The 25,591-nt window shown below is 57.3% G+C and carries 23 protein-coding genes and 3 tRNA genes; 16 read left to right on the top strand and 10 right to left on the bottom strand.

Features of this window, described 5'->3' with window-relative positions; all coding sequences use genetic code 11:
• Positions 1 to 1,046 (bottom strand): divergent polysaccharide deacetylase family protein (locus tag AC2FND_RS00760; protein WP_496767330.1); only part of this gene is annotated, 1,046 nt, incomplete at its 3' end.
• Between the two features lie 199 nt (positions 1,047 to 1,245).
• On the opposite strand from AC2FND_RS00760, the gene AC2FND_RS00755 reads away from it, so the two are divergent.
• The 6 genes from AC2FND_RS00755 to lexA all read left to right on the top strand — a co-directional run bounded on the left by AC2FND_RS00755 (position 1,246) and on the right by lexA (position 6,071).
• A complete protein-coding gene (locus AC2FND_RS00755; RefSeq protein ID WP_480472961.1) occupies positions 1,246 to 1,827 on the top strand; it encodes an anthranilate synthase component II in 582 nt (193 codons plus the stop codon).
• Positions 1,824 to 2,843 carry an anthranilate phosphoribosyltransferase gene (trpD, locus tag AC2FND_RS00750; protein WP_496767327.1) on the top strand — a complete coding sequence of 340 codons (1,020 nt, stop codon included), beginning with the start codon at positions 1,824 to 1,826 and terminating at the stop codon, positions 2,841 to 2,843. Before AC2FND_RS00755 ends, trpD begins: the two co-directional genes overlap by 4 nt.
• The gene (trpC, locus tag AC2FND_RS00745; RefSeq protein ID WP_209503816.1) at positions 2,840 to 3,652 is read left to right on the top strand and encodes an indole-3-glycerol phosphate synthase TrpC; all 813 of its coding nucleotides are present in this window, start codon (positions 2,840 to 2,842) and stop codon (positions 3,650 to 3,652) included. Before trpD ends, trpC begins: the two co-directional genes overlap by 4 nt.
• Positions 3,652 to 4,125 carry a cyclic pyranopterin monophosphate synthase MoaC gene (moaC, locus tag AC2FND_RS00740; protein ID WP_209503815.1) on the top strand — a complete coding sequence of 158 codons (474 nt, stop codon included), beginning with the start codon at positions 3,652 to 3,654 and terminating at the stop codon, positions 4,123 to 4,125. The genes trpC and moaC overlap by 1 nt, the downstream gene beginning before the upstream one ends.
• Positions 4,122 to 5,294 (top strand): molybdopterin molybdotransferase MoeA, encoded by a 1,173-nt coding sequence (locus AC2FND_RS00735; protein WP_496767325.1) that lies wholly within the window; start codon positions 4,122 to 4,124, stop codon positions 5,292 to 5,294. Before moaC ends, AC2FND_RS00735 begins: the two co-directional genes overlap by 4 nt.
• 78 nt (positions 5,295 to 5,372) lie before the next feature.
• Positions 5,373 to 6,071 carry a transcriptional repressor LexA gene (lexA, locus tag AC2FND_RS00730; RefSeq protein ID WP_496767323.1) on the top strand — a complete coding sequence of 233 codons (699 nt, stop codon included), beginning with the start codon at positions 5,373 to 5,375 and terminating at the stop codon, positions 6,069 to 6,071.
• On the opposite strand, the gene AC2FND_RS00725 is transcribed toward lexA, so the two are convergent.
• Positions 6,065 to 8,113, bottom strand: coding sequence for a ComEC/Rec2 family competence protein (locus AC2FND_RS00725; RefSeq protein WP_496767321.1), 2,049 nt, complete (start codon positions 8,111 to 8,113; stop codon positions 6,065 to 6,067). The two genes, lexA and AC2FND_RS00725, sit on opposite strands and share 7 nt — an antisense overlap.
• 78 nt (positions 8,114 to 8,191) lie before the next feature.
• On the opposite strand from AC2FND_RS00725, the gene gltX reads away from it, so the two are divergent.
• Positions 8,192 to 9,592 (top strand): glutamate--tRNA ligase, encoded by a 1,401-nt coding sequence (gltX, locus tag AC2FND_RS00720; RefSeq protein WP_496767336.1) that lies wholly within the window; start codon positions 8,192 to 8,194, stop codon positions 9,590 to 9,592.
• A 121-nt stretch (positions 9,593 to 9,713) separates the two neighbouring features.
• Positions 9,714 to 11,009, top strand: coding sequence for a citrate synthase (gene gltA / locus AC2FND_RS00715; RefSeq protein ID WP_209503811.1), 1,296 nt, complete (start codon positions 9,714 to 9,716; stop codon positions 11,007 to 11,009).
• Between the two features lie 93 nt (positions 11,010 to 11,102).
• On the opposite strand, the gene AC2FND_RS00710 is transcribed toward gltA, so the two are convergent.
• Positions 11,103 to 12,170: a PA0069 family radical SAM protein gene (locus AC2FND_RS00710; protein WP_496767319.1), complete on the bottom strand. Its 1,068-nt coding sequence runs from the start codon at positions 12,168 to 12,170 to the stop codon at positions 11,103 to 11,105.
• A 270-nt stretch (positions 12,171 to 12,440) separates the two neighbouring features.
• Here AC2FND_RS00710 and AC2FND_RS00705 point away from each other — a divergent pair, with 270 nt between their 5' ends.
• The 3 genes from AC2FND_RS00705 (at position 12,441) to AC2FND_RS00695 (ending at position 15,059) form a co-directional block, all read left to right on the top strand.
• Positions 12,441 to 13,139 (top strand): corrinoid protein, encoded by a 699-nt coding sequence (locus AC2FND_RS00705; protein ID WP_209503809.1) that lies wholly within the window; start codon positions 12,441 to 12,443, stop codon positions 13,137 to 13,139.
• 145 nt (positions 13,140 to 13,284) lie between these two features.
• Positions 13,285 to 14,322, top strand: a complete 1,038-nt coding sequence (locus tag AC2FND_RS00700; protein WP_496767318.1) for a Hint domain-containing protein — start codon at positions 13,285 to 13,287, stop codon at positions 14,320 to 14,322.
• Between the two features lie 77 nt (positions 14,323 to 14,399).
• A complete protein-coding gene (locus AC2FND_RS00695) occupies positions 14,400 to 15,059 on the top strand; it encodes a DUF1638 domain-containing protein (protein ID WP_209503807.1) in 660 nt (219 codons plus the stop codon).
• Positions 15,060 to 15,061: 2 nt separating this feature from the next.
• On the opposite strand, the gene AC2FND_RS00690 is transcribed toward AC2FND_RS00695, so the two are convergent.
• Complete coding sequence (locus AC2FND_RS00690; protein WP_209503806.1) at positions 15,062 to 15,472, bottom strand: SufE family protein; 411 nt, start codon at positions 15,470 to 15,472, stop codon at positions 15,062 to 15,064.
• Positions 15,473 to 15,610: 138 nt separating this feature from the next.
• Between AC2FND_RS00690 and AC2FND_RS00685 the strand changes: the two genes are divergently transcribed.
• The gene (locus AC2FND_RS00685) at positions 15,611 to 16,141 is read left to right on the top strand and encodes a hypothetical protein (protein ID WP_496767317.1); all 531 of its coding nucleotides are present in this window, start codon (positions 15,611 to 15,613) and stop codon (positions 16,139 to 16,141) included.
• Positions 16,142 to 16,147: 6 nt separating this feature from the next.
• Here the strand turns inward: AC2FND_RS00685 and rnd are convergent, their stop codons facing one another.
• The 3 genes from rnd to purM form a co-directional block, all read right to left on the bottom strand.
• On the bottom strand, positions 16,148 to 17,305 hold the full coding sequence (gene rnd / locus AC2FND_RS00680) for a ribonuclease D (protein ID WP_496767316.1): 1,158 nt from the start codon (positions 17,303 to 17,305) through the stop codon (positions 16,148 to 16,150).
• Between the two features lie 114 nt (positions 17,306 to 17,419).
• Complete coding sequence (gene purN, locus AC2FND_RS00675; RefSeq protein ID WP_496767315.1) at positions 17,420 to 18,016, bottom strand: phosphoribosylglycinamide formyltransferase; 597 nt, start codon at positions 18,014 to 18,016, stop codon at positions 17,420 to 17,422.
• Positions 18,013 to 19,059: a phosphoribosylformylglycinamidine cyclo-ligase gene (purM, locus tag AC2FND_RS00670; RefSeq protein WP_496767313.1), complete on the bottom strand. Its 1,047-nt coding sequence runs from the start codon at positions 19,057 to 19,059 to the stop codon at positions 18,013 to 18,015. The genes purN and purM overlap by 4 nt, the downstream gene beginning before the upstream one ends.
• 107 nt (positions 19,060 to 19,166) lie before the next feature.
• Here purM and AC2FND_RS00665 point away from each other — a divergent pair.
• A tRNA-Ile gene (locus AC2FND_RS00665) sits at positions 19,167 to 19,243 on the top strand.
• Between the two features lie 273 nt (positions 19,244 to 19,516).
• Here the strand turns inward: AC2FND_RS00665 and AC2FND_RS00660 are convergent.
• On the bottom strand, positions 19,517 to 20,836 hold the full coding sequence (locus AC2FND_RS00660; protein WP_496767311.1) for an ATP-binding protein: 1,320 nt from the start codon (positions 20,834 to 20,836) through the stop codon (positions 19,517 to 19,519).
• A 44-nt stretch (positions 20,837 to 20,880) separates the two neighbouring features.
• Here AC2FND_RS00660 and AC2FND_RS00655 point away from each other — a divergent pair, with 44 nt between their 5' ends.
• The 3 genes from AC2FND_RS00655 (at position 20,881) to AC2FND_RS00645 (ending at position 22,149) form a co-directional block, all read left to right on the top strand.
• A complete protein-coding gene (locus AC2FND_RS00655; protein WP_496767309.1) occupies positions 20,881 to 21,795 on the top strand; it encodes an MBL fold metallo-hydrolase in 915 nt (304 codons plus the stop codon).
• A 76-nt stretch (positions 21,796 to 21,871) separates the two neighbouring features.
• Positions 21,872 to 21,946: transfer RNA gene (locus tag AC2FND_RS00650), tRNA-Asn, on the top strand.
• A gap of 128 nt (positions 21,947 to 22,074) precedes the next feature.
• A tRNA-Asn gene (locus tag AC2FND_RS00645) sits at positions 22,075 to 22,149 on the top strand.
• A gap of 22 nt (positions 22,150 to 22,171) precedes the next feature.
• Here the strand turns inward: AC2FND_RS00645 and AC2FND_RS00640 are convergent.
• Both AC2FND_RS00640 and pgi read right to left on the bottom strand, forming a co-directional pair.
• A complete protein-coding gene (locus tag AC2FND_RS00640; RefSeq protein ID WP_496767307.1) occupies positions 22,172 to 23,791 on the bottom strand; it encodes a long-chain-fatty-acid--CoA ligase in 1,620 nt (539 codons plus the stop codon).
• Between the two features lie 185 nt (positions 23,792 to 23,976).
• Entirely contained in the window at positions 23,977 to 25,587 is a 1,611-nt protein-coding gene (gene pgi, locus AC2FND_RS00635; RefSeq protein ID WP_496767305.1) for a glucose-6-phosphate isomerase, read from the bottom strand.
• Between the last annotated feature and the right edge of the window lie 4 nt (positions 25,588 to 25,591).

The raw sequence follows: 25,591 nt of genomic DNA, 5'->3' as shown, positions 1-25,591 counted from the left end.
ACTGTTTCAGGCAATGTATCCAGCCACACAGACAGCGAAACTTCGGCATCCTGCGCGCTTGCTGCCTCGGGCAAGTCCGCAAGGGCCAGAACTTCGAACCCGGCCGCGCGGTGCCGTGCCATCTTTTCCGCCGCATCCGGATCAGACGGGTTCACGGCAAAGCTGATCGGGTAAGGGAAATCCTGCAACGCTTCAGCGCCGAATGCGCCTTCGTCATCAATCAGAATGATCGACATCAGCGGCTTAGATTCCGGGTTCTCGAACTTGGCGGCAAAACGTTCAATCGGTTTTTCCGCAGATGGCTGTTCGGAAATCGCCTGTTCTGCAACAGGCTCATCATCGCGTTCCGTCAACGGCAGGATACGTTTTCCGACAATCGAACTGGCACTTTCTTCCTGTTCTCCCCCGATCTGAGGCAGCGCAGCAATACGCGGTAGCTCACGGGGCAAGGTATCTTCATCCCCTTCCACCGCAATCGGACTGCTTTCAAATGAATTATCAGTCGTAGTGTCTTTTGTTTGTGGTTCAGCCTCGACCTGTGGCAACGGATTTGGTTCGGGCTCAAGAACTGCGACATCGGTTGTGTCAGACTCGGTCGGCGGCGTGGGGGTTTCATCAATTACAACCGGCACGGACTGTTCCTGCTGAACTGCGGGTACCTGGCTAGGCTCGGGCGGCGCAGCGGGGGCTTCGGTCATGACGGACACTTCGGTCGCCACCGTTGCAGCGGGCTCGTTCGGAGCCTCAGCCGCTTTGCCTACCTCGGGCTGCGGCTCGGATGACGCTTCCAACCCGGACAAATCGGCCAGATCTTCGCTGGCATTATCGGCGGCTTCTGGCGCACGCGGGGCCAGTTCCACCAGATCGGCATCAGAAACATCCTCGGCAAGTTCAGTAGGCGCCTCTGGTGTTTCTGAAATCGTCGGCGCTGGTGCTTCGGTCGCGACAACCGGTGTGTTGACCATCGGCGTGTTGAGCGACACGACCGCACCCAAGATCAAAACAACGATCGCCCCTGCGACCATTCCTCCGAAAAATCCGCCCATATTTCCTGCCTTTCGCCTCTTTTCCCTGCCTCGCCCTGCTCTGCGCCATCTGGTGTGGCGCTCGGTCAATTGGAGGCGTCAGAAACCGTATGTCCTCTTGACGCTGCCGCCCAAGCCTGAGCATGTATGTGCGGACATTATACCGTGGCCCGGGGTTGCATCGCCAGCCCGAAATGCCCAAGCGAAGATAAGTGCCCATATGCTGCTGCTGATCGACAACTACGACTCGTTTACCTACAATTTGGTACATTATTTGGGCGAACTTGGTGCCGAAATGGTCATTCGCCGCAATGATGCGCTGGATGTACAGGAAGCAATGGCCATGAACCCGGCTGGCATCTTGCTAAGCCCCGGCCCCTGCGACCCGGATCAGGCGGGCATCTGTCTAGCTCTGACCGAAGCCGCGGCCGAGACTAAAACGCCCCTTTTGGGGGTTTGTCTTGGGCATCAGACCATCGGACAGGCGTTCGGTGGCAAGGTTGTTAGATGCCACGAAATTGTGCATGGCAAGATGGGCATCATGCACCACACGGGAAAAGGCGTCTTTGCTGGCCTTCCATCGCCCTTTGAAGCCACACGCTACCATTCGCTGGTGGTCGAGCGCGAGACGCTGCCCGACTGTCTTGAGATCACAGCCGAGCTGGAAGACGGTACGATCATGGGGCTGCAACACAAGGAACTGCCTATTCACGGTGTTCAGTTCCACCCTGAATCGATTGCGTCCGAGCATGGTCACGCCCTTCTCAAGAATTTCCTTCAAGAACTGAAAGTCCCGGCATGAGCGACGCGCTGAAACCGCTGATTGGAGCAGCCGCCGATCGTCCGCTGACCCGTAAAGAGGCCGAGACTGCCTTTGGCATCCTGTTCAACGGCGAAGCCACGCCAAGCCAGATTGGCGGGCTGTTGATGGCCATGCGTACAAGGGGGGAAACGGTTGATGAATATGCCGCGGCCGCGGCTGTGATGCGCGCCAAGTGCAATGCCGTGCGGGCGCCCGAAGGAGCGATCGACATCGTTGGCACGGGCGGAGACGGGAAAGGCACCCTGAACATCTCGACCGCGACTGCATTTGTCGTCGCAGGCGCTGGCGTGACAGTCGCTAAACACGGCAACCGCAACCTAAGCTCCAAATCCGGTGCAGCGGACGCATTGGGGCAAATGGGTATCAACGTTATGGTTGGCCCGCAAGTTGTTGAAAGTGCTCTGAAAGATGTCGGCATCGGTTTCATGATGGCACCGATGCATCACCCGGCCATTGCGCATGTTATGCCTTCGCGGCAGGAACTGGGAACGCGCACGATTTTCAATATCCTGGGCCCGCTGACCAACCCTGCTGGCGTCAAACGGCAATTGACCGGCGCCTTTAGCCGCGAGCTGATCCGCCCCATGGCTGAAACACTAGGCCTGCTGGGGTCAGACCGCGCGTGGTTGGTACACGGATCGGACGGGACTGACGAGTTGACGATCACCGGTATCAGCTGGGTCGCCGCTTTGGAGGATGACGTGATCAAAGAGGTCGAGTTGCACCCCGAGGATGCTGGCCTGCCTGTGCACCCTTTCGAAGACATCCTCGGCGGAACCCCTGAAGAGAACGCCATCGCATTTCGTGCTCTGCTGGACGGTGCTCGGTCAGCGTATCGTGATGCCGTGTTGCTGAACTCTGCCGCCGCATTGGTTGTCGCTGATGCGGCAGGTGATCTGCGCGAAGGTGTGGCCATGGCCGCTGCGAGCATCGACAGCGGTGAAGCCAAAAACAAAATCACGGCCTTGGCCGCCAAGACTCAGGAGGCCGCATGACCGAAACCGTTCTGGACAAGATCAAAGCCTACAAACTGGAAGAAATCGCAGCAGACAAGGCTCAGAAGTCCTTGGAAACGCTGGAAAGTGAAGCACGTGCCGCTTCGGAAACCCGCGGGTTTGCCGCAGCGCTTCAAGCTGCGTCCCGGCAAGGTTACGGCCTGATCGCTGAGATCAAAAAAGCCAGCCCTTCCAAGGGTTTGATCAGGCCTGATTTTGATCCGCCTGCCTTGGCCAAGGCTTATGAAGAAGGCGGTGCTGCGTGTTTGTCCGTGCTCACCGACACGCCCAGCTTTCAGGGTGCAAAGGAATATCTGACACAAGCGCGTAACGCGACATCTCTGCCCGCTTTGCGCAAGGATTTCATGTATGACCCTTATCAGGTGGTCGAGGCACGTGCTTTGGAAGCCGACTGTATTCTGATCATCATGGCATCCGTCAGCGATGATCAGGCAGCCGAGTTGGAACAAACCGCTTTCGATTGGGAGATGGATGTTCTGATTGAGGTTCACGACCAAGCCGAGCTTGAACGCGCAGCCCAATTGAAAAGTCCATTGATCGGTATAAATAATCGCAATCTCAAGACCTTCGAGACCACTCTTGACACAACACGCCGCCTGTCCAAACTGGTGCCAGCGGACCGTACTATCGTGTGTGAAAGTGGGTTGGGCACGCCAGAAGACTTGCGGGATATTGCGCGCTATGGCGCCCGGTGTTTTTTGATCGGCGAAAGCCTGATGCGCCAGGACGATGTCGAAGCGGCCACGCGCCACATCCTGTCCAATCCGCTTATCCCCGGAGTGATGTGATGCCGCTGACCCATTTCGATGCTCAAGGTCAGGCGCATATGGTCGACGTCTCGGGCAAAGAGGTCACAGATCGCATAGCCGTGGCTGTGGGTTACGTGAAGATGGCACCGGAAACCTATGAAATCATTTCAGAACAACGCGCGGCAAAGGGCGATGTTTTGGGCGTTGCCCGCTTGGCCGGCATCATGGGTGCAAAGAAGACGCCGGATCTGATCCCGCTCTGCCATCCTTTGCCGGTGACCAAGGTTGCCGTTGAACTGACCCTCGACCCGGATCTGCCGGGTGTTCAGATCGAAGCGACAGTCAAGACGTCAGGTCAAACCGGAGTTGAGATGGAGGCCCTGACCGCCGTTTCCACCGCAGCCTTGACTGTGTACGATATGACCAAAGCCGTCGACAAAGCGATGGAAATTGGCGGCATTCATGTAAGCCTCAAAGACGGCGGAAAATCAGGACGTTACGAGGCGAAATGATTACCGTCGAAGAAGCGCGCGCCCTGCTGTTCGATCTTGTCGGCCCTCTACCTTCGGAACAGGTTCCACTGGCCCAGTCCGCGGGACGTGTTCTGTCGAACGCGGTTGTGGCAACGCGCGACCAACCTCCTTTCGCCGCATCTTCGATGGATGGCTATGCCGTCAAAGCCGACGAAGTCGAGCTTCATGCCATGTTCAAAGTGGTGGGCGAATCCGCTGCGGGTCGTCGTTTCGACGGCTCGGTGGGCCCCGGTCAGGCCGTGCGTATATTTACCGGCGCTCCGGTTCCCGATGGCGCGGATTTCGTTGTGATTCAGGAAGATACCGACCGGCGTGGCGATCTGATCACGATCACAGACCACCCCGGCCCCAAAACGAACATCCGCCCTGCCGGTGTGGATTTTATGGCAGGCACGCCCATCACGGCACCGCGTTTGATCCGCGCCGAAGACGTTGCCCTGATGGCTGCGATGAATATCGCGTGGGTCCCGGTCTCTCGAAAACCCGACATTGCTCTGATCTCGACCGGCGACGAACTTGTCATGCCCGGCGAAGAACCGGGACCGGACCAGATTATCGCGTCTAACACGTTTGGATTGCGGGCATTACTCGAAGGGCTCGGTGCTGTGGTTCGTGTCCTTCCGATTGCACGGGACACGGTTTCATCGCTTGAGACTGCGTTTGATCTGGCGCGAGGGGCCGATCTCATCGTGACGATTGGCGGCGCGTCGGTTGGTGACTACGACCTCGTGTCTGACGTTTCGCAGGGCTTGGGGATGGATCGGTCGTTCTACAAGATCCGAATGCGCCCCGGAAAACCCCTGATGGCTGGTCGCATGGGTGACACCGCGATGGTCGGACTTCCGGGAAACCCGGTCAGCGCGATGGTCTGTGGCTATCTGTTCCTTGCCCCGATGGTGCGCCGGATGCTGGGGCTGGAAATGGTTCTGCCGCCGTTTCGCTCTGCCCGGTTGACCGAACCATTGACAGAAAACGGTCCGCGCGAGCATTACATGCGCGCGGTTCTGGGCGAAACAGGCATCCAGGCCTGTGCAGATCAGGACAGCTCTCTCCTTAGCGTTCTGGCGCAGGCAAACGCCCTTTTGGTCCGTCCCCCAAACGATCCCGCCCGCAAGACCGGGGAAACGGTTCAGTACCTGCCTATCTGAACTTCGCCCAAATTCATTGACACAAAACGTGAACATGCGTAGAACAAAAGAAAACGCATGAGCGACGAGGTGTGAGCAATGCTGACCAAGAAGCAATTGGATTTGTTGAAATTCATCCAAAAACGCGTGCAGGCGGACGGTGTTCCGCCCAGTTTCGATGAAATGAAGGCCGCGCTTGATCTTCGGTCGAAATCCGGCATCCACAGGCTGATCACTGCGCTGGAAGAACGCGGCTTTATCCGTCGCCTCGCGCATCGTGCCCGCGCGATTGAAATCGTAAAGCTTCCCGAAAGCCTAGGCGGTGAACCAACTGCTGGATTTTCACCCCGCGTGATCGAAGGCGACCGACCCAAAGGCCCCCGCCCGGCCAATATTGAGCCGGTTGCTGTGGATGCGCAGGAATTGCCGGTGATGGGTCGGATCGCGGCGGGTGTCCCCATTGAGGCGATCAGCCACGTGTCGCATCACGTGGCAGTCCCCGGCCCCATGGTGTCCGGGAAGGGCCAGCACTATGCGCTTGAGGTTCGCGGCGACTCGATGATTGACGCGGGCATCAATGACGGGGATGTGGTTGTCATCCGCGAAACCGCGACTGCTGATAACGGTGATATCGTGGTTGCACTGGTAGAAGATCAGGAAGCAACGCTGAAACGTTTTTTCCGCCGCGGCAAAGCTATCGCGCTCGAAGCGGCCAACCCGGCTTATGAGACGCGCGTTCTACCCGAAGAAAAGGTCAAAGTTCAAGGTCGCCTAGTCGGTCTGATCCGCACCTATTGACCCAGCTTCAAACGACGGTCCCCGACGGGATTCGGGGACCAGAGACGGTGACCTGTCAGTTCTGCGCTTGACGTCAGCTTTCCATCCGACAATGACAGGCTGCCGGTTTTGGACAGGTGATCCGCATCGAAGATGGCGCACGCGCCCTCAAGTGGCAGCGCAACTGTCGAAATAATGATCTGGTTGCCTTCGCATTCGTCGAACTTGCGCGCAGCCCTTTTGCCCGGGATATGGATGATTTCCTTGTCCTGATAAGGGTACCGCTGAACGGTGCTGCTATCAGGCCATCTGCCTGCTGCCGCGATCTGATCGGCACCGTCGCCGTCATTCTCAAGCCAGACGCTGGCAACAAACCCACTGCCTTTGCTTTTACTCAGGGCCCGGCCCTGAGAGGTCATCACGCCAACTAACCCCCCGTTTTCCGCGATCAAAACATCTGGCCTGTGGCCCGAGGTCCAAAGCATAAATGACAGAATGACAGGCCCGACGCCGTACCAACGCACGCGCCCTTGCCACAGGGCCAGCCACAAAGCTCCAACAGCAACAAGTGGCAATACATACCAGGGCGGACTGACGACGAAGCCCTGAGCACCGTCCAGGTGCGACACCCAGTTTGACACCCCAAGGATCCAATGCAGCGCCCAGCCCATAACGGTCAGCGGGACAGCCTCAAATCCAAATGGGGCGGCCAGTGCTGCGACAACCGCCGCAGGTACAACAACAAGGCCCATCACGGGCACGGACAGCAGATTCGCCAGCAATCCATAGTGAGACATAGTATTGAAATGCGCAGCGCCAATTGGGGCCGTGGCAAGCCCGGCAATCGCCGAGGACATCACCACGCCAGCAATCGGTTTCAACCAATTCGGGCCGGGTAACGGGCCCACCTTTTGCAATGCACCGAAGACGGCGACCAAGGCTGTCGTTGCGGCAAAGGACATCTGAAACCCCGGGCTCAGCAGCGACTCGGGCCAAAGAATCAGAACGATCAGCGCAGCGACAGAAACCGCGCGCAATGAAATCGCACGCCTGTCGATCAACACGGCCCCCAGCATCACACTGACCATGACATAGGCGCGTTCGGTTGCGATATTCCCACCGGACAACAGTAAATAAAGCGTTGCCGCGACCAGCGCGAACACAGCCGCAACTTTTCGAACAGGTAGCCGCAAAGCCACGAAGGGGATCAGTGACAAACCGATGCGACAGGCCACAAAAACAAAACCCGTCAATAGCCCCATGTGAAGCCCGGAAATTGCAAGCAAATGCGCCAGGTTCGACGCGCGCAGGGACAAGAGCGTCTCTTGCCCCATACCGCTGCGATCGCCTGTGGTGACGGCAGCGGCAAACCCACCGATTTCTCCGGGCAGGATTTGTTTCACTCGCTGTGATATCGCCATTCGGATTGCCGTAATCCGAACACCGCCAATACCGGCTTTGGCTGGCGCAATCGTCAGAACAGGAACGCGGGTATACCCGACCGCGCCCAACCCCTGAAACCAGGCATGGCGGCGAAAATCGAACCCGCCGGGTTCAACAGGGCCCTGCGGCGGCGAAAGATGCGCTGTGGTCATGATCCGTTGCCCAGGCGCAAAAGGTCCTGTTGGGCCATGAACAGAAAGACGGATGCGTTGCGGCCTGCGCTCCTGCGGCACGTCCCCTACGCGCACCTGATCGAGCGTCAACCGCAACGCATCCGAGGCAGACCGATCCATGGCGACGACCCTCCCCTCGACAGGGCCATAGTACCGCCAGGACAGAACCGGTTCTGCCACCATATGGGCGCGAGTGCCTGCCAGTATGAAACCGACCGCAATCAGCGCCCCACCGGTCGCTAACGTTCCCACCCCCGGTGGCAGTCGGCGGCTCAGGACGACAAGAGCCAGGAACAAGCAAGACAGACCTGCGTATACCGGCCAGCCGGGCTCGCTCCGGGCACCGAAATAGAGACCGATCCCCGTTGCCAGCATCACTGGTGTCCACGGAAACAGATACCCTGTCTGGTGCAGCAGCGCGGCCTCGACCCGTGCAAGAACACGCATGGTTGCCCCCGTCCTTCGGGCTCGTTAGACAGGCGTCAAACTATGCCAGATACGGTTACCAAAAGGTTAATCCTCAACATGTCCGAACAGGTCGTCACACGTTTTGCCCCCTCGCCCACAGGTTTTCTGCACATCGGCGGCGCGCGCACCGCATTGTTCAACTGGCTTTATGCCCGCGGACGTGGCGGAAAGTTCCTGCTGCGGATCGAAGACACCGACCGGGAACGATCGACCCCCGAGGCAACCGACGCGATCCTCCAGGGCATGGAATGGTTGGGACTGGATCACGATGGTGATGTAGTCAGCCAGTTCGAAGGAGCTGCTAGGCATGCCGAAGTCGCGTACCAGCTTCTGGCCGAGGGAAAGGCATATAAATGCTTCTCGACGCAGGACGAGATTGCCGCCTTTCGGGAACAGGCGCGGGCCGAGGGCAAGTCGACCCTGTTCCGCAGCCCTTGGCGTGACGCTGATCCTTCCGCACATCCCGACCTGCCATTTGTCATTCGCATCAAGGCTCCGCAGGACGGCACAACCGTAATCCGCGATCAGGTTCAGGGTAACGTGACCATTCGCAACGACCAACTGGATGACATGGTTTTGCTGCGTTCCGACGAGACACCGGTCTACATGCTGGCCGTGGTGGTCGACGATCATGATATGGGTGTTACCCATGTCATTCGCGGCGATGACCACCTCAATAACGCGGCGCGCCAAATGATGATCTATGAGGCAATGGGATGGGATGTTCCGGTCTGGGCCCATATTCCGCTGATCCACGGGCCAGACGGTAAGAAACTGTCCAAACGCCATGGTGCGCTTGGCGCGCAGGAATATCAGGCCATGGGCTATCCTGCCGCCGGGATGCGCAACTATCTGGCCCGTCTGGGCTGGAGTCATGGTGACGATGAGTTCTTTACCGATGCGCAGGCAAAGGAATGGTTTGATCTGAACGGAATCGGCAAAAGTCCGGCCCGTTTTGATCTGAAAAAACTTGAAAACCTTTGTGGTCAACACATCGCCATCTCCGATGATGCTGCGCTGCGGCATGAAATCGAAGCGTACTTGGCCGCAGCCGCTTTACCCCCCCTGACAGATACACAATCGAGTGATTTGGAACGTGCGATGTATTGCCTCAAGGATCGGGCGCGAACCTTTCCTGAACTCCTTGAAAAGGCTCACTTTGTCATAACGGAACGCCCAATTTCTCCCGACGAGAAAGCTGCAAAGGTGCTGGCATCTGTATCCGACGGTATACTGGAAGAATTGACGCCGCAGCTGCAAAATGCTAGCTGGTCCCGGAACGAACTGGAGGAGACCCTGAATTCCTTTGCTGAGTCAAAGGAGCTCACGTTCGGCAAGCTGGCTGGCCCGCTCAGGGCTGCCTTGGCTGGTCGCGCCGTCACACCTTCAGTTTTTGACATGATGCTTGTGCTGGGACGGGATGAAACCCTGGCGCGGCTTTCAGAAGCAGCGAAATAACCCGAGCTTCATAAACGGGTAACGCTGCTCCGCTAACACCCGGACTGCGCGAGAGCGCGCAGTCGTTGCCCGCACTGCCTGAGGTTCCTTTGGCATGCGCATGAATGAAGAAGGGATAACCATGACTGACAGCAACAAAACAGCCACTCTGACCGTTCACGGCAAAGAGTATGAGTTGCCGGTTCATTCCCCGACCGCCGGTCCGGATGTCATTGATATTCGAAAACTTTACGGTCAGGCCGGCGTCTTCACCTACGATCCTGGATTCACTTCGACCGCCAGTTGCGACAGCACGATCACCTATATCGACGGCGAAAAAGGCGAACTGCTGCACCGGGGCTATCCGATCGACCAACTGGCCGAGAAATCGCATTTCCTTGAAGTCTGTTATCTTCTGCTGTACGGAGAACTACCGGCGGCAAAGGATCTTGAGAAGTTCGAGACCACGATCACACGCCACACCATGCTGCACGAGCAGATGCAGTATTTCTATCGTGGTTTCCGCCGTGACGCGCACCCGATGGCCATCATGGTCGGCGTTGTTGGCGCGATGTCGGCCTTCTATCACGATTCAACGGATATCTCGGACCCGCAGCAGCGTGAAATCGCATCGCATCGTCTGATCGCCAAGATGCCGACAATTGCTGCGTGGGCCTATAAGTACCACACCGGTCAGCCTTTCGTTTATCCACGCAACGATCTGGACTATGCGTCGAACTTTCTGCGCATGTGTTTCAGCGTTCCTGCCGAGGAATATGAGGTCAACCCGATCCTCAGCCGGGCCATGGACCGCATCTTTACACTGCATGCAGACCACGAACAGAATGCCTCGACATCGACCGTGCGTCTGGCGTCGTCCTCGGGCGCAAACCCGTTTGCCTGTATCGCCGCTGGCATCGCTTGCCTTTGGGGTCCGGCACATGGCGGCGCAAATCAGGCCTGCTTGGAAATGCTGGAAGAGATCGGCACCGTTGATCGCATTCCCGAATTCATCGCCCGCGCCAAGGATAAGAATGACCCGTTCCGCCTGATGGGCTTTGGCCACCGTGTGTACAAGAACTTCGATCCGCGCGCCAAAGTAATGAAGCAATCGGCAGACGAAGTTCTTGACCTGCTGGGCGTTGAAGACAACCCGAAATTGCAGGTTGCCAAGGAACTGGAACGCGAAGCGCTGGAAGACCCGTATTTCGCCGAGAAAAAGCTGTTCCCAAATGTCGACTTCTATTCGGGTATCATCCTCGAGGCGATGGGTTTCCCAACCTCGATGTTCACGCCGATCTTCGCCCTGTCACGTACTGTTGGCTGGGTCAGCCAGTGGAAAGAGATGATCGCCGATCCACAAAACAAAATCGGCCGCCCGCGTCAGCTGTATCTGGGTGAGACGCTGCGCGACTACGTGGACATCGAAAACCGCTAATCCATTAGGGTTCGCAACCAATCCAGAAGGCCCCGGTAAAACCGGGGTCTTTTGCTTTCGATACAGAAACAACGAAAGGTTCGGCATTTGGTTTCAGAACAAGCTCATTTGATCCCCGGGCTGCGGCGGAACTGCAAACCGATCGCATCGTAATGGGGCGGATTTGATCGAAAGCCCCAGTCTTTTGCAGGTTTTAGCAAACCTCAGGGCGATGAGCTCGGCATAGTCCCCCTCACCCCGCATCCTGTGCCCCCAGCGCGGGTCATAATCCCGCCCGCCATGCATTTCGCGCAGCTTGGACATGACCTTCTCTGCACGGGCGGGTTCGTACTCTGCCAGCCAGTCCTGCCAAAGCTGAGAGACTTCGCGCGGCAATCGCAACATGATCCAGCTTGCCGCATCTGCGCCCGCCTCTTTTCCGGCACCCAACAGGTTCTCCAACTCATGATCTGTCAGCCCGGGCACAATAGGCGAAGTCATTACGCGAACCGGAACACCCGCATCGGTCAACGCTCTGATCGTCTGCAACCGACGCACCGGAGACGGTGCGCGGGGCTCCATCCGCCGGGACAGACCTGCATCCAGCGTGGTGAGCGATATACCGACCCGCACCAATCCCCGGCTGGCCATGTCAGCCAGAATATCCAGATCCCGCTCGATCAGTGTTCCTTTGGTCACGATTGCGACGGGGTGGTTGAACTCTTGCAAGACCTCAAGGCACGACCTTGTAATCAGGCGGTTTTTTTCAATGGGCTGGTATGGGTCAGTGTTTGTCCCGAACGCGAGCGTGGCGACCTTGTAGGACTTTGCCGACAGTTCCTTGCGCAGAACAATGCTCATGTTGGGGCGCGCAATAAGGCGGGTTTCGAAATCCAGCCCTGCGGACAAGCCCAGATAGGCGTGGCTTGGTCTGGCAAAACAATAGACACAGCCATGCTCGCACCCCCGATACGGGTTGATCGAACGGTCAAAAGGCAAATCGGGTGAGCGGTTATAGGTGATGGCACTGCGCGCCACCTCATCCTGCGTCTCGGTTCGCAGGGGCGGCAAGTCTTCATCGATGTCCCACCCATCGTCAACGGCCTGCGTTGCAAACCGTTCAAACCGCCCGGCTGTATTGGACGCCACCCCCCTTGCCTTGACGACATACCCGATGCTCACGGCACATTTGTTCCCTATTTGTTCTTTTTGCACGATAGGCCTGAACCAAAACCAGTGCAAGCCAACCCAACGAAGAAAAAGGAACGCATAGATGAAAAATAAACAGGATTATATTGCAGACTTTTCAATCGAGCCGGTGCCATTTTTGGCATATAGGTCGGTCCCGAAACGACCAACGTCGCAATCGTCACAGTCAGAATGCGACGTTTTGGCCAAAACGGAAAAAATGCCACCACGGGCCGATGGCCCGCCCAGCACAGGGAATACCCCATGTCCGACGAAGAAGATATCGTCCTGTCCGAACTGAATGATGACGAACTGGTCGATCAGATGTTCGACGATCTCTATGACGGATTGAAAGAAGAGATCGAAGAAGGCACCAATATCCTGCTGGAACGCGGATGGACGCCGTATGACATCCTGACCAAAGCCCTGGTTGGCGGCATGACCATTGTGGGCCATGACTTCCGCGACGGCATTCTGTTTGTTCCCGAGGTTCTGCTGGCGGCCAACGCAATGAAAGGCGGCATGTCGATCCTCAAGCCGCTGCTGGCCGAAACCGGTGCTCCGCGTGTTGGCAAGATGGTCATCGGCACCGTGAAGGGTGACATCCACGATATCGGCAAGAACCTTGTGTCGATGATGATGGAAGGTGCAGGATTCGAAGTTGTCGATCTGGGAATCAACAACCCGGTCGAGAATTACCTGGAAGCACTGGAGACGGAACAGCCCGACATTCTGGGTATGTCCGCACTGCTGACCACCACGATGCCCTACATGAAAGTCGTTATCGACACTCTGGTCGAACAGGGCGTGCGCGACGATTACATTGTTCTGGTCGGTGGCGCGCCGCTGAACGAAGAGTTCGGCAAAGCCATCGGTGCAGACGCCTACTGCCGTGACGCTGCGGTTGCAGTGGAAACCGCCAAGGATTTCGTGGGCCGCAAGCACAACCAACTGGCTGGCTAAGACCTTTAAGGTTTTTCTTAAAAGGCCGCCCGTTTCGGGCGGTCTTTTTCGTTTTAGCGCTCCGCCCCTTCATGAGGTGTATCGTTTATCCGTTTGTAAACGAAAGTGCGGTTAAAAACCGAAACGTCCAAGTTTCGGGGGTTCCGTGCCGCAGTCTTTCACAGCCATTTCGTTGGGCAAACTTGCCGATATCGATATCGCCGAGGGCAATAATATCGCCGAAAACGCCTCTGCCCTGGTTGGGCAAACCTTCGGTCACGCGGACGCGCCGTTGGCGCATAACAGCGTGACATGGAACGTGGTTGGAAACTCCGGCTCTGCCTATGACATGAACAACATGTCTGCCAATGATCGGTTTTCGATCGACGGCGGCGCGCCGCAAACCTTTGATGGCACATCAGTGTACCACGCCACCGTCACTTATTTCGACGGCACAAGTGCAAACATTACTGCCGTTGTCGCGCAGGATGTGGATGGCAACACATATTTGGTGCCTGAGTTCTCAGCCAATGCAGATCAGGCCGCTCTGGAAGCGGGGCCTATACATTCGATCACCTTCAACAGCCTTGCTGGCAATCGATATTCAGGCATGGTGTCCAGCCGAGAGGACTGGACTCTGGTCCCCTGTTTCACGCCCGGAACACTGATCAGAACCCGCAAGGGTGAACGCCCGGTGGAAACGCTGCGCCCCGGCGACTGGGTGGAAACCCTTGATCACGGGTTTCAAAAGGTACGCTGGGCCGGGCAGCGGCGGGTTCAGGCGATTGGCGCGTTCGCGCCGGTCCTGTTCAAGGCAGGTGCGCTTGGGAACACCCGCGATCTGCTAGTGTCGCAGCAACACCGGATACTGATCCAGAACTGGCGCCTGGAACTGCATACCGGCCAAATCGAAGCACTGGCCCCGGCCAAGCATCTGATTAACGGACATGACATCATCCTCAATCCCGGCGGGGTCGTAACCTACATTCATCTGCTGTTTGATCAGCATGAGCTGCTCTGGGCTGAAGGCTGCCTGAGCGAGAGCTTTCATCCCGGCGCCCAAATCTGGAACGCCCTTGAACAGTCAGCCAGACAGGAGATTCTGTCCTTATTTCCCGAGTTATCGAAGCAAGGTATCGCCGCCTACGGCCCGCCCGTTCGGCCTCTGTTATCGGCATTCGAAACACGAACGTCGGCAGCCTGACACGAGATGTCGGAAGAAGGCTTGCCTGCAAGCTGTTTTCATTCTCTTGTGCCATGAGCCCATAAGGATGCCGATCCATGCCAAGCGATACGCTACCAGATGATGCAAGCCTGACGACCAAAGGCTATGACGGCGTGGAAAACGCAAGCATCCTGCTGATCGCCTGTGGGGCACTTGCGCGCGAAATTTTGGATATCAAAACGCGCAACGGCTGGGATCACATGGCGCTGACCTGCCTGCCTGCAATCCTGCATGTTCATCCGGAACGGATCACACAGGCAGTTGAAGACACCGTGGCCAAACACCGCGACAGGTTCGAAAAAATCTATGTGGTTTATGCCGATTGCGGAACCGGAGGCCTGCTGCAATCCGCCTGCAAAAAACTGGGTGTCGAGATGGTAGAAGGCCCTCACTGCTATTCGTTCTTCGAAGGCAATCAGGCCTTTCAAGAACGCGGCGAGGACGAAACAACTGCCTTCTACCTGACTGACTTTCTTGCCCGCCAATTCGACGCGTTTGTCTGGAAACCACTGGGCCTGGATCGCCACCCGGAACTGCGGGACATGTATTTCGGCAATTACACCAAATTGATTTATCAGGCCCAGATCGACGATCCGAAACTGACTGAACGCGCACGGGAATGCGCGGTCCGCATGGGATTGGCGTTCGAACGGCGTTTCACCGGCTACGGTGATCTGGAAACCACTTTGTCAGACTGGGCAAACCGCCCCGAGTGACCTTAGGCGTTTTCCTGCGCGACCTGGCGGATACGTTCGATCATGGCTCGCAATCCATTGGACCGCTGCGCTGACAGATGATCGTTTAGGCCCAATCGGGCCAGTTCCGCCGCCGCATCGACCTGCGGCACCTCGGACACCGGCAGCCCGTTGTAAAGGGACCGAAGCACGGCGATCAGCCCGCGAACGATCAGCGCGTCACTGTCGCCATCAAATTTGAACACGCCAGCTTCGATTATCGGGTGCAGCCAGACCTGACTGGCGCAACCATGAACCTTTGTCGCCGGAACTTTCAACGCGTCATCCAAAGGCTCCATCGCCTTGCCCTGTTCGATGACATGGCGATACCGGTCTTCCCAGTCTTCGAGAAACTCGAAATCCTCGACAATGTCTTCAAAGGCAGGCGTGGCCATGGCGCAGTGATCCTTTCGTTGAAATCACAATGTGACCTAAGCCGACGAACACCTGCTGTCCAGCCCCAGCTGTGGCTTTTCAACGCGAAGAAATTGCGCTAACCCATTGTCTGAATTCGTGTGAAAAGCAGTGGGTCCATGCCAAAGTCTCTGTCCGTTCTTATCATCGCCATGCTGACCCTGACTGCCTGCGGCAGCTGGCGCGACTCGCGGGTGAATCCGTCAAACTGGTTTGGCTCCAGCCGGTCTGTGAAGTCTGAAACGCCGCCGGACCCAAATGCCGCCGATGCGTTAGTTCCCAAGACAAGTGAGGGAAGCGGCCTGTTTTCGCGCCCAGATGCCGAAGACACCAGTGTTCCAATCGCCAAGATCGACGAACTGCGGATCGAACCAATACCATCAGGCGCGATCATCTACTCCTCTGGCACCGCGCTTCGGCAGGGTGCCTATAACGCACGCTTGGTTTCGGTTAATTCAGAAGAAAACAAAGAAAAGGGAGTTCTGGAGTTTGTTTTCCGAGTGAATTACCCCAGCTCACAGACCCCGCAAGGATCTGAACGCACACGAATGGTGTCGGATGCAATAAATGTCTCGACCCAGGATCTTGAAGGCATTCGCCTGATCCGTGTCGTCGGGCAACAGAACACTTTGGAATCGCGGCGGCGGTAATCGCCGTTAAAGCGAGACGACCTTGACCGCCTGCCCTTTGGCCGCCAGCGCGATTTTCCCCTCGCACAGTTTCAGCGCGTCTTCACCAAAGACCTCGTAACGCCACCCCGACATTGCGGGCAATTCTCGCTCGCCAGCGGCAATCTGGTCCAGTTCGGAACTAGTTGCGATCAGTTTGGCCGCAACGCCCGAACTTTCGGTTTTGGATTTCAGCAGAACCCGAAGCAAGTCAGCCAAAGCCGGGTTGACCTTCAGGTTGTCACGGGAGTTGTCGATCTTCGGCAGATTTTCCTGCGGACAATTCACGCCCTTCGTCACCGCAGCAAGAATACCTTCGGCAATCGGACCTTTGCGCGCCTCTCGCAGCAAAAGCCTAGACGCACCGAGATCGGCGATTGTTTTAGGCTTGGTCGACGCCAGTTCGACTAGGGCGTCATCCTTAAAGACCCGGTTGCGCGGCACGTTATGCTCCTGCGCATACCCTTCGCGAAACTGCGCCAACTCGCGTACGACGGCTAGGAACTTGACCGAGTTCGTTCGCGTTTTGACCCGCTTCCACGCCTCTTCGGGACGGATATCATACGTGGCAGGCTGCGTCAGCGTACGCAACTCTTCAGCCACCCAGTGGTTACGCATCGTTTTATTGAGTTCCGCAGCGAGGTGTTCATAGATTCTGCGCAGATGCGTCACATCTGCCAATGCATACGTTTTCTGGGCTTCCGTCAAAGGACGACGGGACCAATCGGTGAACCGCGACGTCTTGTCCACGCCCTGCTTGCAGATTTTCCGTACCAGCGTCTCATAGCCGACCTGCTCACCAAACCCGCAGACCATTGCGGCGACCTGTGTGTCGAACAACGGGTTGGGGAACACACCCGCCTCGACCCAGAATATCTCAAGATCCTGACGCGCGGCGTGGAACACCTTGACCACGTTCTCGTTTCGGAAAAGCTCATACAGAGGTTCGAGGGACAGGCCATCCACTAACGGATCGACCAGAACCGCGCTGTCTTCATCATCAGAGGGAACCGCCAGTTGCACGAGGCACAGTTTCGAATAATAGGTCCGCTCGCGCAGAAACTCGGTATCGACTGTGATATATGGATAGCTTGCGGCCGCCTTGCAGAAATCGGCCAGTTCTTGCGTCGTCGTCAGAGTTTTCATGCGCCGTACTAGTTTTGCTCTTGCTCTTGTGAGTGCCCGTAATATCCCTCGCCCCCAAGCGATACCGACGACCATAGGACGATTTTCAGGCGAGTGTAAATCACCCTCGGAACCTCAGGGCATGAGAACAGGTGACCTGTTGCCTTCAGCAAAGCGGCGCAGCACCGCCGGATAAAGTTCATGTTCCCAGATCAGAACTTTTGCGGCCAAAGTGTCCGGGGTATCTGCTGGTTCGATATCCACCCGTGCCTGACCCAGAATTGGGCCATCATCCAGGGCCGCCGTCACCTCATGAACCGAACATCCATGTTCCGCATCTCCCGCTTCAATTGCGCGCGCGTGGGTATGTAACCCCTTGTATTTGGGCAGCAATGACGGATGGATGTTCAACATTCGCCCCTGAAAGCGGGTAACGAAATCCGCGGTCAGGACCCGCATGAACCCGGACAGGCAGACAATATCCGGCCGCGCTTCTTCCAAAGGCTTCAGCAACTCAGCCTCAAAGGCTGCGCGATTGCCCTTGAATGGCCGGTGATCAACCACTGCGGTCGGAATGCCACGGTCCGCAGCTTTTTTCAGCCCGCCCGCCTGCGCATTGTTGGACAGAACCAAACAGGGCCGCGCCGGATGATCACCGGTCATGCTGTCGACAAGCGACACCATGTTGGACCCGCCCCCCGAAATCAGGATCGCGACGCGCTTGGGGCTCACAACAGTTTGCCCGAATAGGCAACTCCGGGCGTTTCGGTGACAGCGCCGATCCGCGCCACCGTCTCGCCGGCCTCGGCCAGCAATGTCGAAAGCTGATCGGCCCTATCCGGGTCGCACACAATGATCAGACCGATGCCACAGTTGAAGGTCTTGAGCATCTCGGCTTCCGCAATACCGCCAATCTGCGCCATCCAGCTGAATACAGACGGCAATTGCCAGCTGTCCAGATCAATCTGGGCCCCCAGCCCTTCCGGCAATACGCGCGGCAGGTTCTCGGTCAGACCGCCACCGGTGATATGGGCCAGTGCGTGAACGCCACCTTCGCGGATCGCGGACAGGGCCGGTTTGACATAAAGGCGCGTCGGCGTAAGCAGTGACTCGCCCAACGAACCTTCACCAAAGGGGCACGGTGCATCCCAGCCCAGCCCAGACAGTTCGACGAGTTTACGTACCAGTGAGTACCCGTTGGAATGCACTCCGTTCGAGGCCAGACCAAGCAGCACATCCCCCGCCTGCACCCCCGAAGGCAGATCGGCACCGCGTTCCATTGCCCCGACCGAGAATCCGGCCAGATCGAAATCGCCATCAGGGTACATACCGGGCATCTCGGCAGTTTCGCCACCAATCAGAGCACAACCGGATTGTGCACAGCCTTCGGCAATTCCTTCAATGATCCGCGCGGCTGTATCTGTGTCCAACTTGCCTGTCGCGAAATAGTCGAGAAAAAACAGGGGCTCGGCCCCCTGACAGATCAGGTCATTGACACACATGGCCACCAGATCGATGCCAACCCCATCCACGACGCCGGTATCGATCGCAATTCGCAGTTTTGTACCAACCCCGTCCGTGGCACCAACCAGAATGGGATCCTGATACCCAGCAGCTTTCAGGTCGAACAGTGCGCCGAAACCGCCCAGACCGCTCATCACGCCGGGGCGGTTGGTTCGCTTTGCTGCGGGCTTGATCCGGTCAACCAGAGCATTGCCCGCGTCAATATCTACGCCTGCATCGGCATAGGTGATTCCGTTCTTGCCCGCTGTCATGGCCAGTTCCTTTTGAATGCTTTGCGGGCGGGTTATTCGATTGTGGCGTTTGTTGCAACGGTCAGGCTTGACGCGGCTGTTCACCGTGATACGCAATGCGCCTAGGCGGGCCTGTAGCTCAATTGGTTAGAGCAGAGCGCTCATAACGCTTTGGTTGGGGGTTCGAGTCCCTCCGGGCCTACCAAATCACCGCCACTTGCCTTGAACACACCGCCCATCCTGCTGGTTTTGTTTGTATTTATGACCTCAGGCGTTCGTCACGTCTTGCGTACCCTGTCTACATACGCTTGGAAATCAGACGCATTTATTCTGTTCACTGATTTTCGGTTTCGGTTTAATCGCCGTGGGATGACAGGTCTTGCTAAAAACTCCGAAATCATTTCGCGAGAAATCCAGCGCCTCGGCTCAGAATATCGTCATATTGGCGCAGGTTTGGAGCGGCAAAGGTGCCAGGCGTTTACCGGCCAATAATTATATCCGCGCACAAACCGCCCAGGCGTTCACTTTTGGCCAGTCTCAGAGTTCCACCATGGGCGCGCGCAACGTCCGCCACGATCGCCAACCCCAAACCCACGCCACTGCCCTGATTCTGGTTGCGCGCTGGGTCGAGCCGCGTAAAGGGTTTGACCGCCTCTGTGCGCTGCTCTGCGGGAATTCCAGGGCCATCATCTTCGACACGGATGCGCATTGACTTGGCGTTCAGCGACAGGCTGACCTCAGCACGGCTGCCGTAGCGCACGGCGTTGCCGATCAGGTTTTCAACGGCCCGACGAACAGCCATAGGGCGCAGCATTGCCGTTCCCTCACCCTCGACAGTGACCAACTCGGCCCGATGCCCTGCCCGATTGGCGTCATCCACAATCTGTCGAACAAATTCCGCCGGGCTGATTTCCTCGGGCGATCCTTCGGACGCCCCGCGCGAAAATTCGAGGAATGCATCAACCAAGGATTGCATTTCCTTTACATCCTGTAGCAAAGGTCGTGCCTCATCCTCGGGCAGCATGGCCAGTCCTAGCTTCAGGCGCGTCAAAGGCGTGCGCAGATCATGGCTTACGCCTGATAACATCAGCGTCCGTTGTTCGATCTGACGTTCGATCCGTGACCGCATATCCAAAAACGCATTCCCCGCCGCGCGTACTTCGATGGCACCGCCCGGTGAATATGGTACGCTCCGCCCTCGTCCAAACGCCTGCGCCGCATTGGCCAGCCGTGTGATAGGGCGCAACTGGTTTCGCATGTACAGAAATGAAATCGAGGTCATTATGATCGCGAAAAACAGCATCGTCACGATCAACTGATGCGGCGCCGCTGGCGACAATCTGCGCCGGTCAAAGGTCAGTTCCAGCACCCCCAGATGTGTATCCAGGTACAGACGCGCTTCGCGGCTGCTTGGCAACGCTACAGCACTCAGCTCTGGCAACCTTGCACGAAGTTCGGCCTCGACCTGCGGTGCTATGAAGTCGTACCACCGTGGACGGTCAATTTTGGGAGTTTCGTTGGCGGGCAGAAATCTGGCCTGCATTTCCAGCGCCAGAAGATCCGGGCGCACTTCGGCCAATGCCTGGTGCTGCGTCTCGGCCCCCTCCATCATGGTGGTGATCAGCATCACTTCCCTTGAGGCTGCGCGCGTCATCTGGTCAGTGACATCTTCCAGATGCTTTTGAAGAAAAGCAACTCCAACGACCAGAAGCAGCACGATCACAGGAAGAACCAGAATCAATGCTGCCCGGGCGTAAAGGCTGCGTGGCATATAGGGTTTGAGCCAGTGCGTGGACATGCGCTAAACCTAGCGGGCTGCCCGTACAAGAGGAAGAGCACAGAATGCAGGCACCTGACGAATTCAATCCGCCTTCGGGTGTTGCGACAGAATTGCAACCGGGTCTTCGGCGCATTCTGGCCCCCAACCCGTCACCGATGACCTATCGCGGAACCAACACCTATCTGCTGGGCGATCGCGACATTGCCGTCATTGATCCCGGCCCCGCAAGCGTAGAGCATTTGAACGCGATCCTGAATGAACTGCGACCTGGTCAGAGAATCAGCCACATAGTCGTCACGCACACACATCTGGATCACTCACCCTTGGCAGCACCCCTTGCCGCGCGAACGGGAGCTGCGATCTATGCGTTTGGTGGCCCCGAAGCCGGTCGCAGCGCTGTTATGACAACCCTTGCAGCGCGTGGGTTGGCCGGAGGTGGCGAAGGCATCGACACCGCGTTTCGACCGGATGTCGAGGTTGCGGATGGTGAGGTCATCTTGGGCGATGACTGGCAGCTTGAGGTTATTCACACCCCGGGGCATCTGGGAAACCACATTGCGCTGGCATGGAAGGATACCTGTTTCACCGCTGACCATGTGATGGGATGGGCCAGTTCGCTGGTGTCACCACCGGACGGAGACCTGACTGATTTCATGACGGCCTGCCACCGCCTGCGCGCGCGCGACTGGTCAGTTTTTCACGCGGGCCACGGTGCACCGATCACAGACCCCGCAGCGCGATTGGACTGGCTGATACGACACAGGCAAAACCGAGAAGCCCAGATTCTGACTGCATTGGGGGATGCAGACGGAACGGCGCGGCAATTGGCCGAGCGTATCTACACCGACACACCCGCGACCCTGCTGCCAGCCGCAGAGCGAAACGTTTTTGCCCACCTCGTTGATCTGACAGGAAAAAAGCAGGTGTCACCGCACAGCGAATTATCTGCCACTGCGGTTTTTCGCAGAGTTTTTTGACGCCACACAAATTTTTTTAAGTTCGCGTGCTTAACCTCTGGACGTCGGAAATCCGGATTGTTATACGCCCCTCAGTTCCGGCGTAGCTCAGCGGTAGAGCAGTTGACTGTTAATCAATTGGTCGTAGGTTCGATCCCTACCGCCGGAGCCAAAATTTCCCAATATTCAATCTTTTGTCAGAGTCAGAAACCACATCGGTTTTCTGGGGCTTTTTCGTTGAAAAAATGATGACCGCCCTCTGGACGCCGGATACTCCGGTTGCTATACGGCGCGGACCGTTCCGGCGTAGCTCAGCGGTAGAGCAGTTGACTGTTAATCAATTGGTCGTAGGTTCGATCCCTACCGCCGGAGCCAATTCACCCCGCAAGATCACATCTCACCCCGCAAGGGCATCCTTGAAATCCGCACGAAGGTTGCGTTTCAGCACCTTTCCGGTTGCGTTCAGCGGCAGCGCGTCAACAAAGACGACTTTATCAGGAATCTGCCATTTGGCGATTTTCCCTTCGAAGAAGGCCAGAACCTCTTCTTCGCTTGGATCCTCACCCTCGGCCCTTACAGCGACCAGCAAGGGCCGTTCGTCCCATTTCGGATGCGGAACACCGACAACGGCGGCAGTTGCCAGTTTCGGGTGCGCAACAGCGATGTTTTCAAGTTCGACCGAGCTGATCCACTCCCCTCCGGACTTGATGATGTCCTTGGATCGATCCCGGATGGTCATGTAACCATCGGCGTCCAGCGTTGCGACGTCGCCTGTGGCGAACCACCCGTCTTGCAACAAATCCTGATCCTGCAGCAGGAAATAGCTGTCCAGCACCCAATGCCCCCGCACCATCAGATCGCCCTGCGTTTCACCGTCATGCGGCAGATCGTTGCCGTCATCATCTACGATTTTCAGTTCAACCCCAAACGGTGGCCGGCCCTGACTCAGACGGATAAGGTGTTGTTCGTCCAGAGGCAGCACCAGATGTTTGGCCAATGGGTGGTTGGCCGTGCCTAGCGGGCTCATCTCGCTCATGCCCCACGCATGGACCGTATCGACGCCATATTTATTCCGGAAGATATCCATCATCGAGGGTGGGCAAGCGGCACCCCCAATCACGGTCCGTTCGAGGCTTTTCAAACTCGTCCCGCATTTGGTGGCATGTGCCAACAGTCCCTGCCAGATTGTTGGCACCCCCATGGCCAGCGTCACACCATAGGTGTCGATCAGGTTGACCAGCGCCTCGCCATGCAAATCCGGGCCGGGCAGCACAAGACGCGAGCCTGACATGGCGCAGGCATAAGGCGACCCCCATGCATTAACGTGGAACATAGGAACGACGGGCATCACGACATCCATCGCCGAAAAGCCGATCACATCGCGCGTATTCGACGCGAAGCTGTGCAGGACCGTCGATCTGTGGGAATAAAGAACCCCCTTGGGATGGCCGGTTGTACCCGACGTGTAACACAGCCCTGACGCGGTGTTTTCATCCAGTTCAGGCCAATCAAAGGCCGCATCACCGTTTTCGATCAGCTCATCATAAAATTTCAGGTCGGGTATCTTTGCTGCAGCGTCATCATTGCGGGGGCCCATCAGAACAAAATGGCGAACATCCGTCAGCGCACCGTGCAAGGTGGCAACCAGCGGGACGAAGGTTGCATCAAAGAACAACACCCGATCCTGAGCATGGTTGATGATATACGTCAGTTGTTCAGGAAAAAGCCTCGGATTGACAGTGTGACAGACATATCCCGCACCCGAGGCGGCATAATAGATCTCCAGATGGCGACGATTGTTCCAGGCCAGCGTACCGACCCTGTCCTGCGGCTCCAGACCCAGCCGCGTCAGGGCCGACGCCAAACGCCGGGCGTTCACAGCTATCTCGGACCAATTGGTTTCGGTCACCGTTCCATCCGTTTCGACCGAGATGATCTCGGTCTGACCGTGGTAACGCTGTGCGTGATCAATCAGCGACGAAATCAGCAAAGGCTGCGTCATCATCTGTCCCAGCATGGACATCCTCCCGTCATGGGCGGGGCCTTGCCTGGCCCCTGCCTGTTCTGTCTGGCACTGACAAGCAGGGGTGTCTCCCGTACCGTCAGTCCAGCCGTTTCCTAAGACGGAACCCTGCCAATCATTTAATTGTCTGACAATAAAAGAATGCAGCCCACACCGATAGCGGACTACATTTCCACCGCTTAATCCCGGTGTTTCAGCGCGTAGGCGACCAATGCTGCGGTCGACCCATCCTTGCCCTCGGCGCTTTCTTCACCGTCCACGATGGGACCAAGCGAGTTGGCCAGTTCCTTGCCCAGCTCAACCCCCCATTGGTCGAATGAGTTGATGCCCAGCAACACGCCTTCGACAAACACCCGGTGTTCGTAAAGCGCAATAATCTGACCCAACACAAACGGTGTGAGTTTGGGGTAAATCAATGTTGTCGAGGGACGATTGCCGGGGAAAACCCGGTGCCGGGCCTGTCGATCCAGTTCATCCCCCAGATACCCCTGCTGCGCCATACGCTGACGCGCTTCTTCGAACGAGCGGCCACGCATCAGGGCCTCGGACTGCGCCAGACAATTGGCCAAAAGCAGACGGTGGTGATGGGTCAATTCGGGTTCATGCCCCTCGGCCGCAACCATGAATTCGCAGGGAATGACACCCGTACCCTGATGGATCAGCTGGTAAAACGCGTGTTGTCCATTGGTGCCAGGCTCACCCCAGACGACAGGACCTGAAGGCATTGCGAGGGTTGAGCCATCCATCGCCACGGATTTGCCATTCGATTCCATTTCCAACTGCTGGAAATATGCGGGCAGGCGCAAAAGCCGCTGGTCATAAGGCAGCACCGCACGACTGGTATGCCCCAGAACCTGACGATGCCAGATGCCAACCAATGCCAGCATCACAGGCATGTTTTCATCCCAGTCAGCCGAGCGGAAGTGCAGGTCCATCGCCTGCCCGCCGCGTAAAAACGCGTCAAATGCGTTTGAACCAACAGCAATCATGACCGGCAAGCCGACCGGCCCCCAAACCGAATAACGCCCACCGACCCAATCGGCGAAACCAAATACATGCGCCTCGGGAATACCGAAGGCTTTCGTCTTGTCCAAAGCGCTGGAAACGGCGGCGAATTGGCGCGACGGATCGCCGCCGCCTTCTGACATCCACGCGCGGGCGGTGCGCGCATTGGTCATTGTTTCGATTGTGGTGAAGGTTTTTGAGGCGACAATGACCAGCGTGCGCGTCGGGTCGAGCTGCCGCAACGTATCCGCGATATGCGCCCCATCCACGTTCGAGACGTAATGCACCCGTGGTCCATCGTGATAAGGTGCCAGCGCCAATGTGGCCATGACAGGGCCGAGGTCTGACCCGCCGATGCCGATATTGACCACATCGGTAAAGTTGCCCCCCGCTCCAGCGATAGCACCGCCACGCACCTCCTCAGCGAACACGCGCATCCGTTGCAGCGTATCCAGAACCTCGGGCATGACATCCTGACCGTCCACTTCAACCGGCCCGCCATCAAGGTTGCGCAAGGCCGTGTGCAACACCGCACGCCCTTCGGTCTCGTTGATCTTCTCGCCCGCGAACATCGCATCACGCCGAAACGCAAGACCAGCCTCTGCACACAATTGAATGAGCGCGGATCGCACCGCATCATCGATCTGTGTTTTTGAATAGTCGAATACCATATCCCCGGTTGAGGCCGAAAATCCTTCGGCCCGGTTTGCATCTGCCGCAAACAGGTCAAGGATACGACGGTCACTTGTCGTCTGAGCCAGTGTTCTCAAAGCATCCAGATGCATTGCC

The organism is Ruegeria sp. BHSB056 (assembly GCF_059613305.1).
The sequence above is the reverse complement of the archived record's forward strand: the minus strand, read 5'-3'. Positions and strand labels throughout refer to the sequence as shown.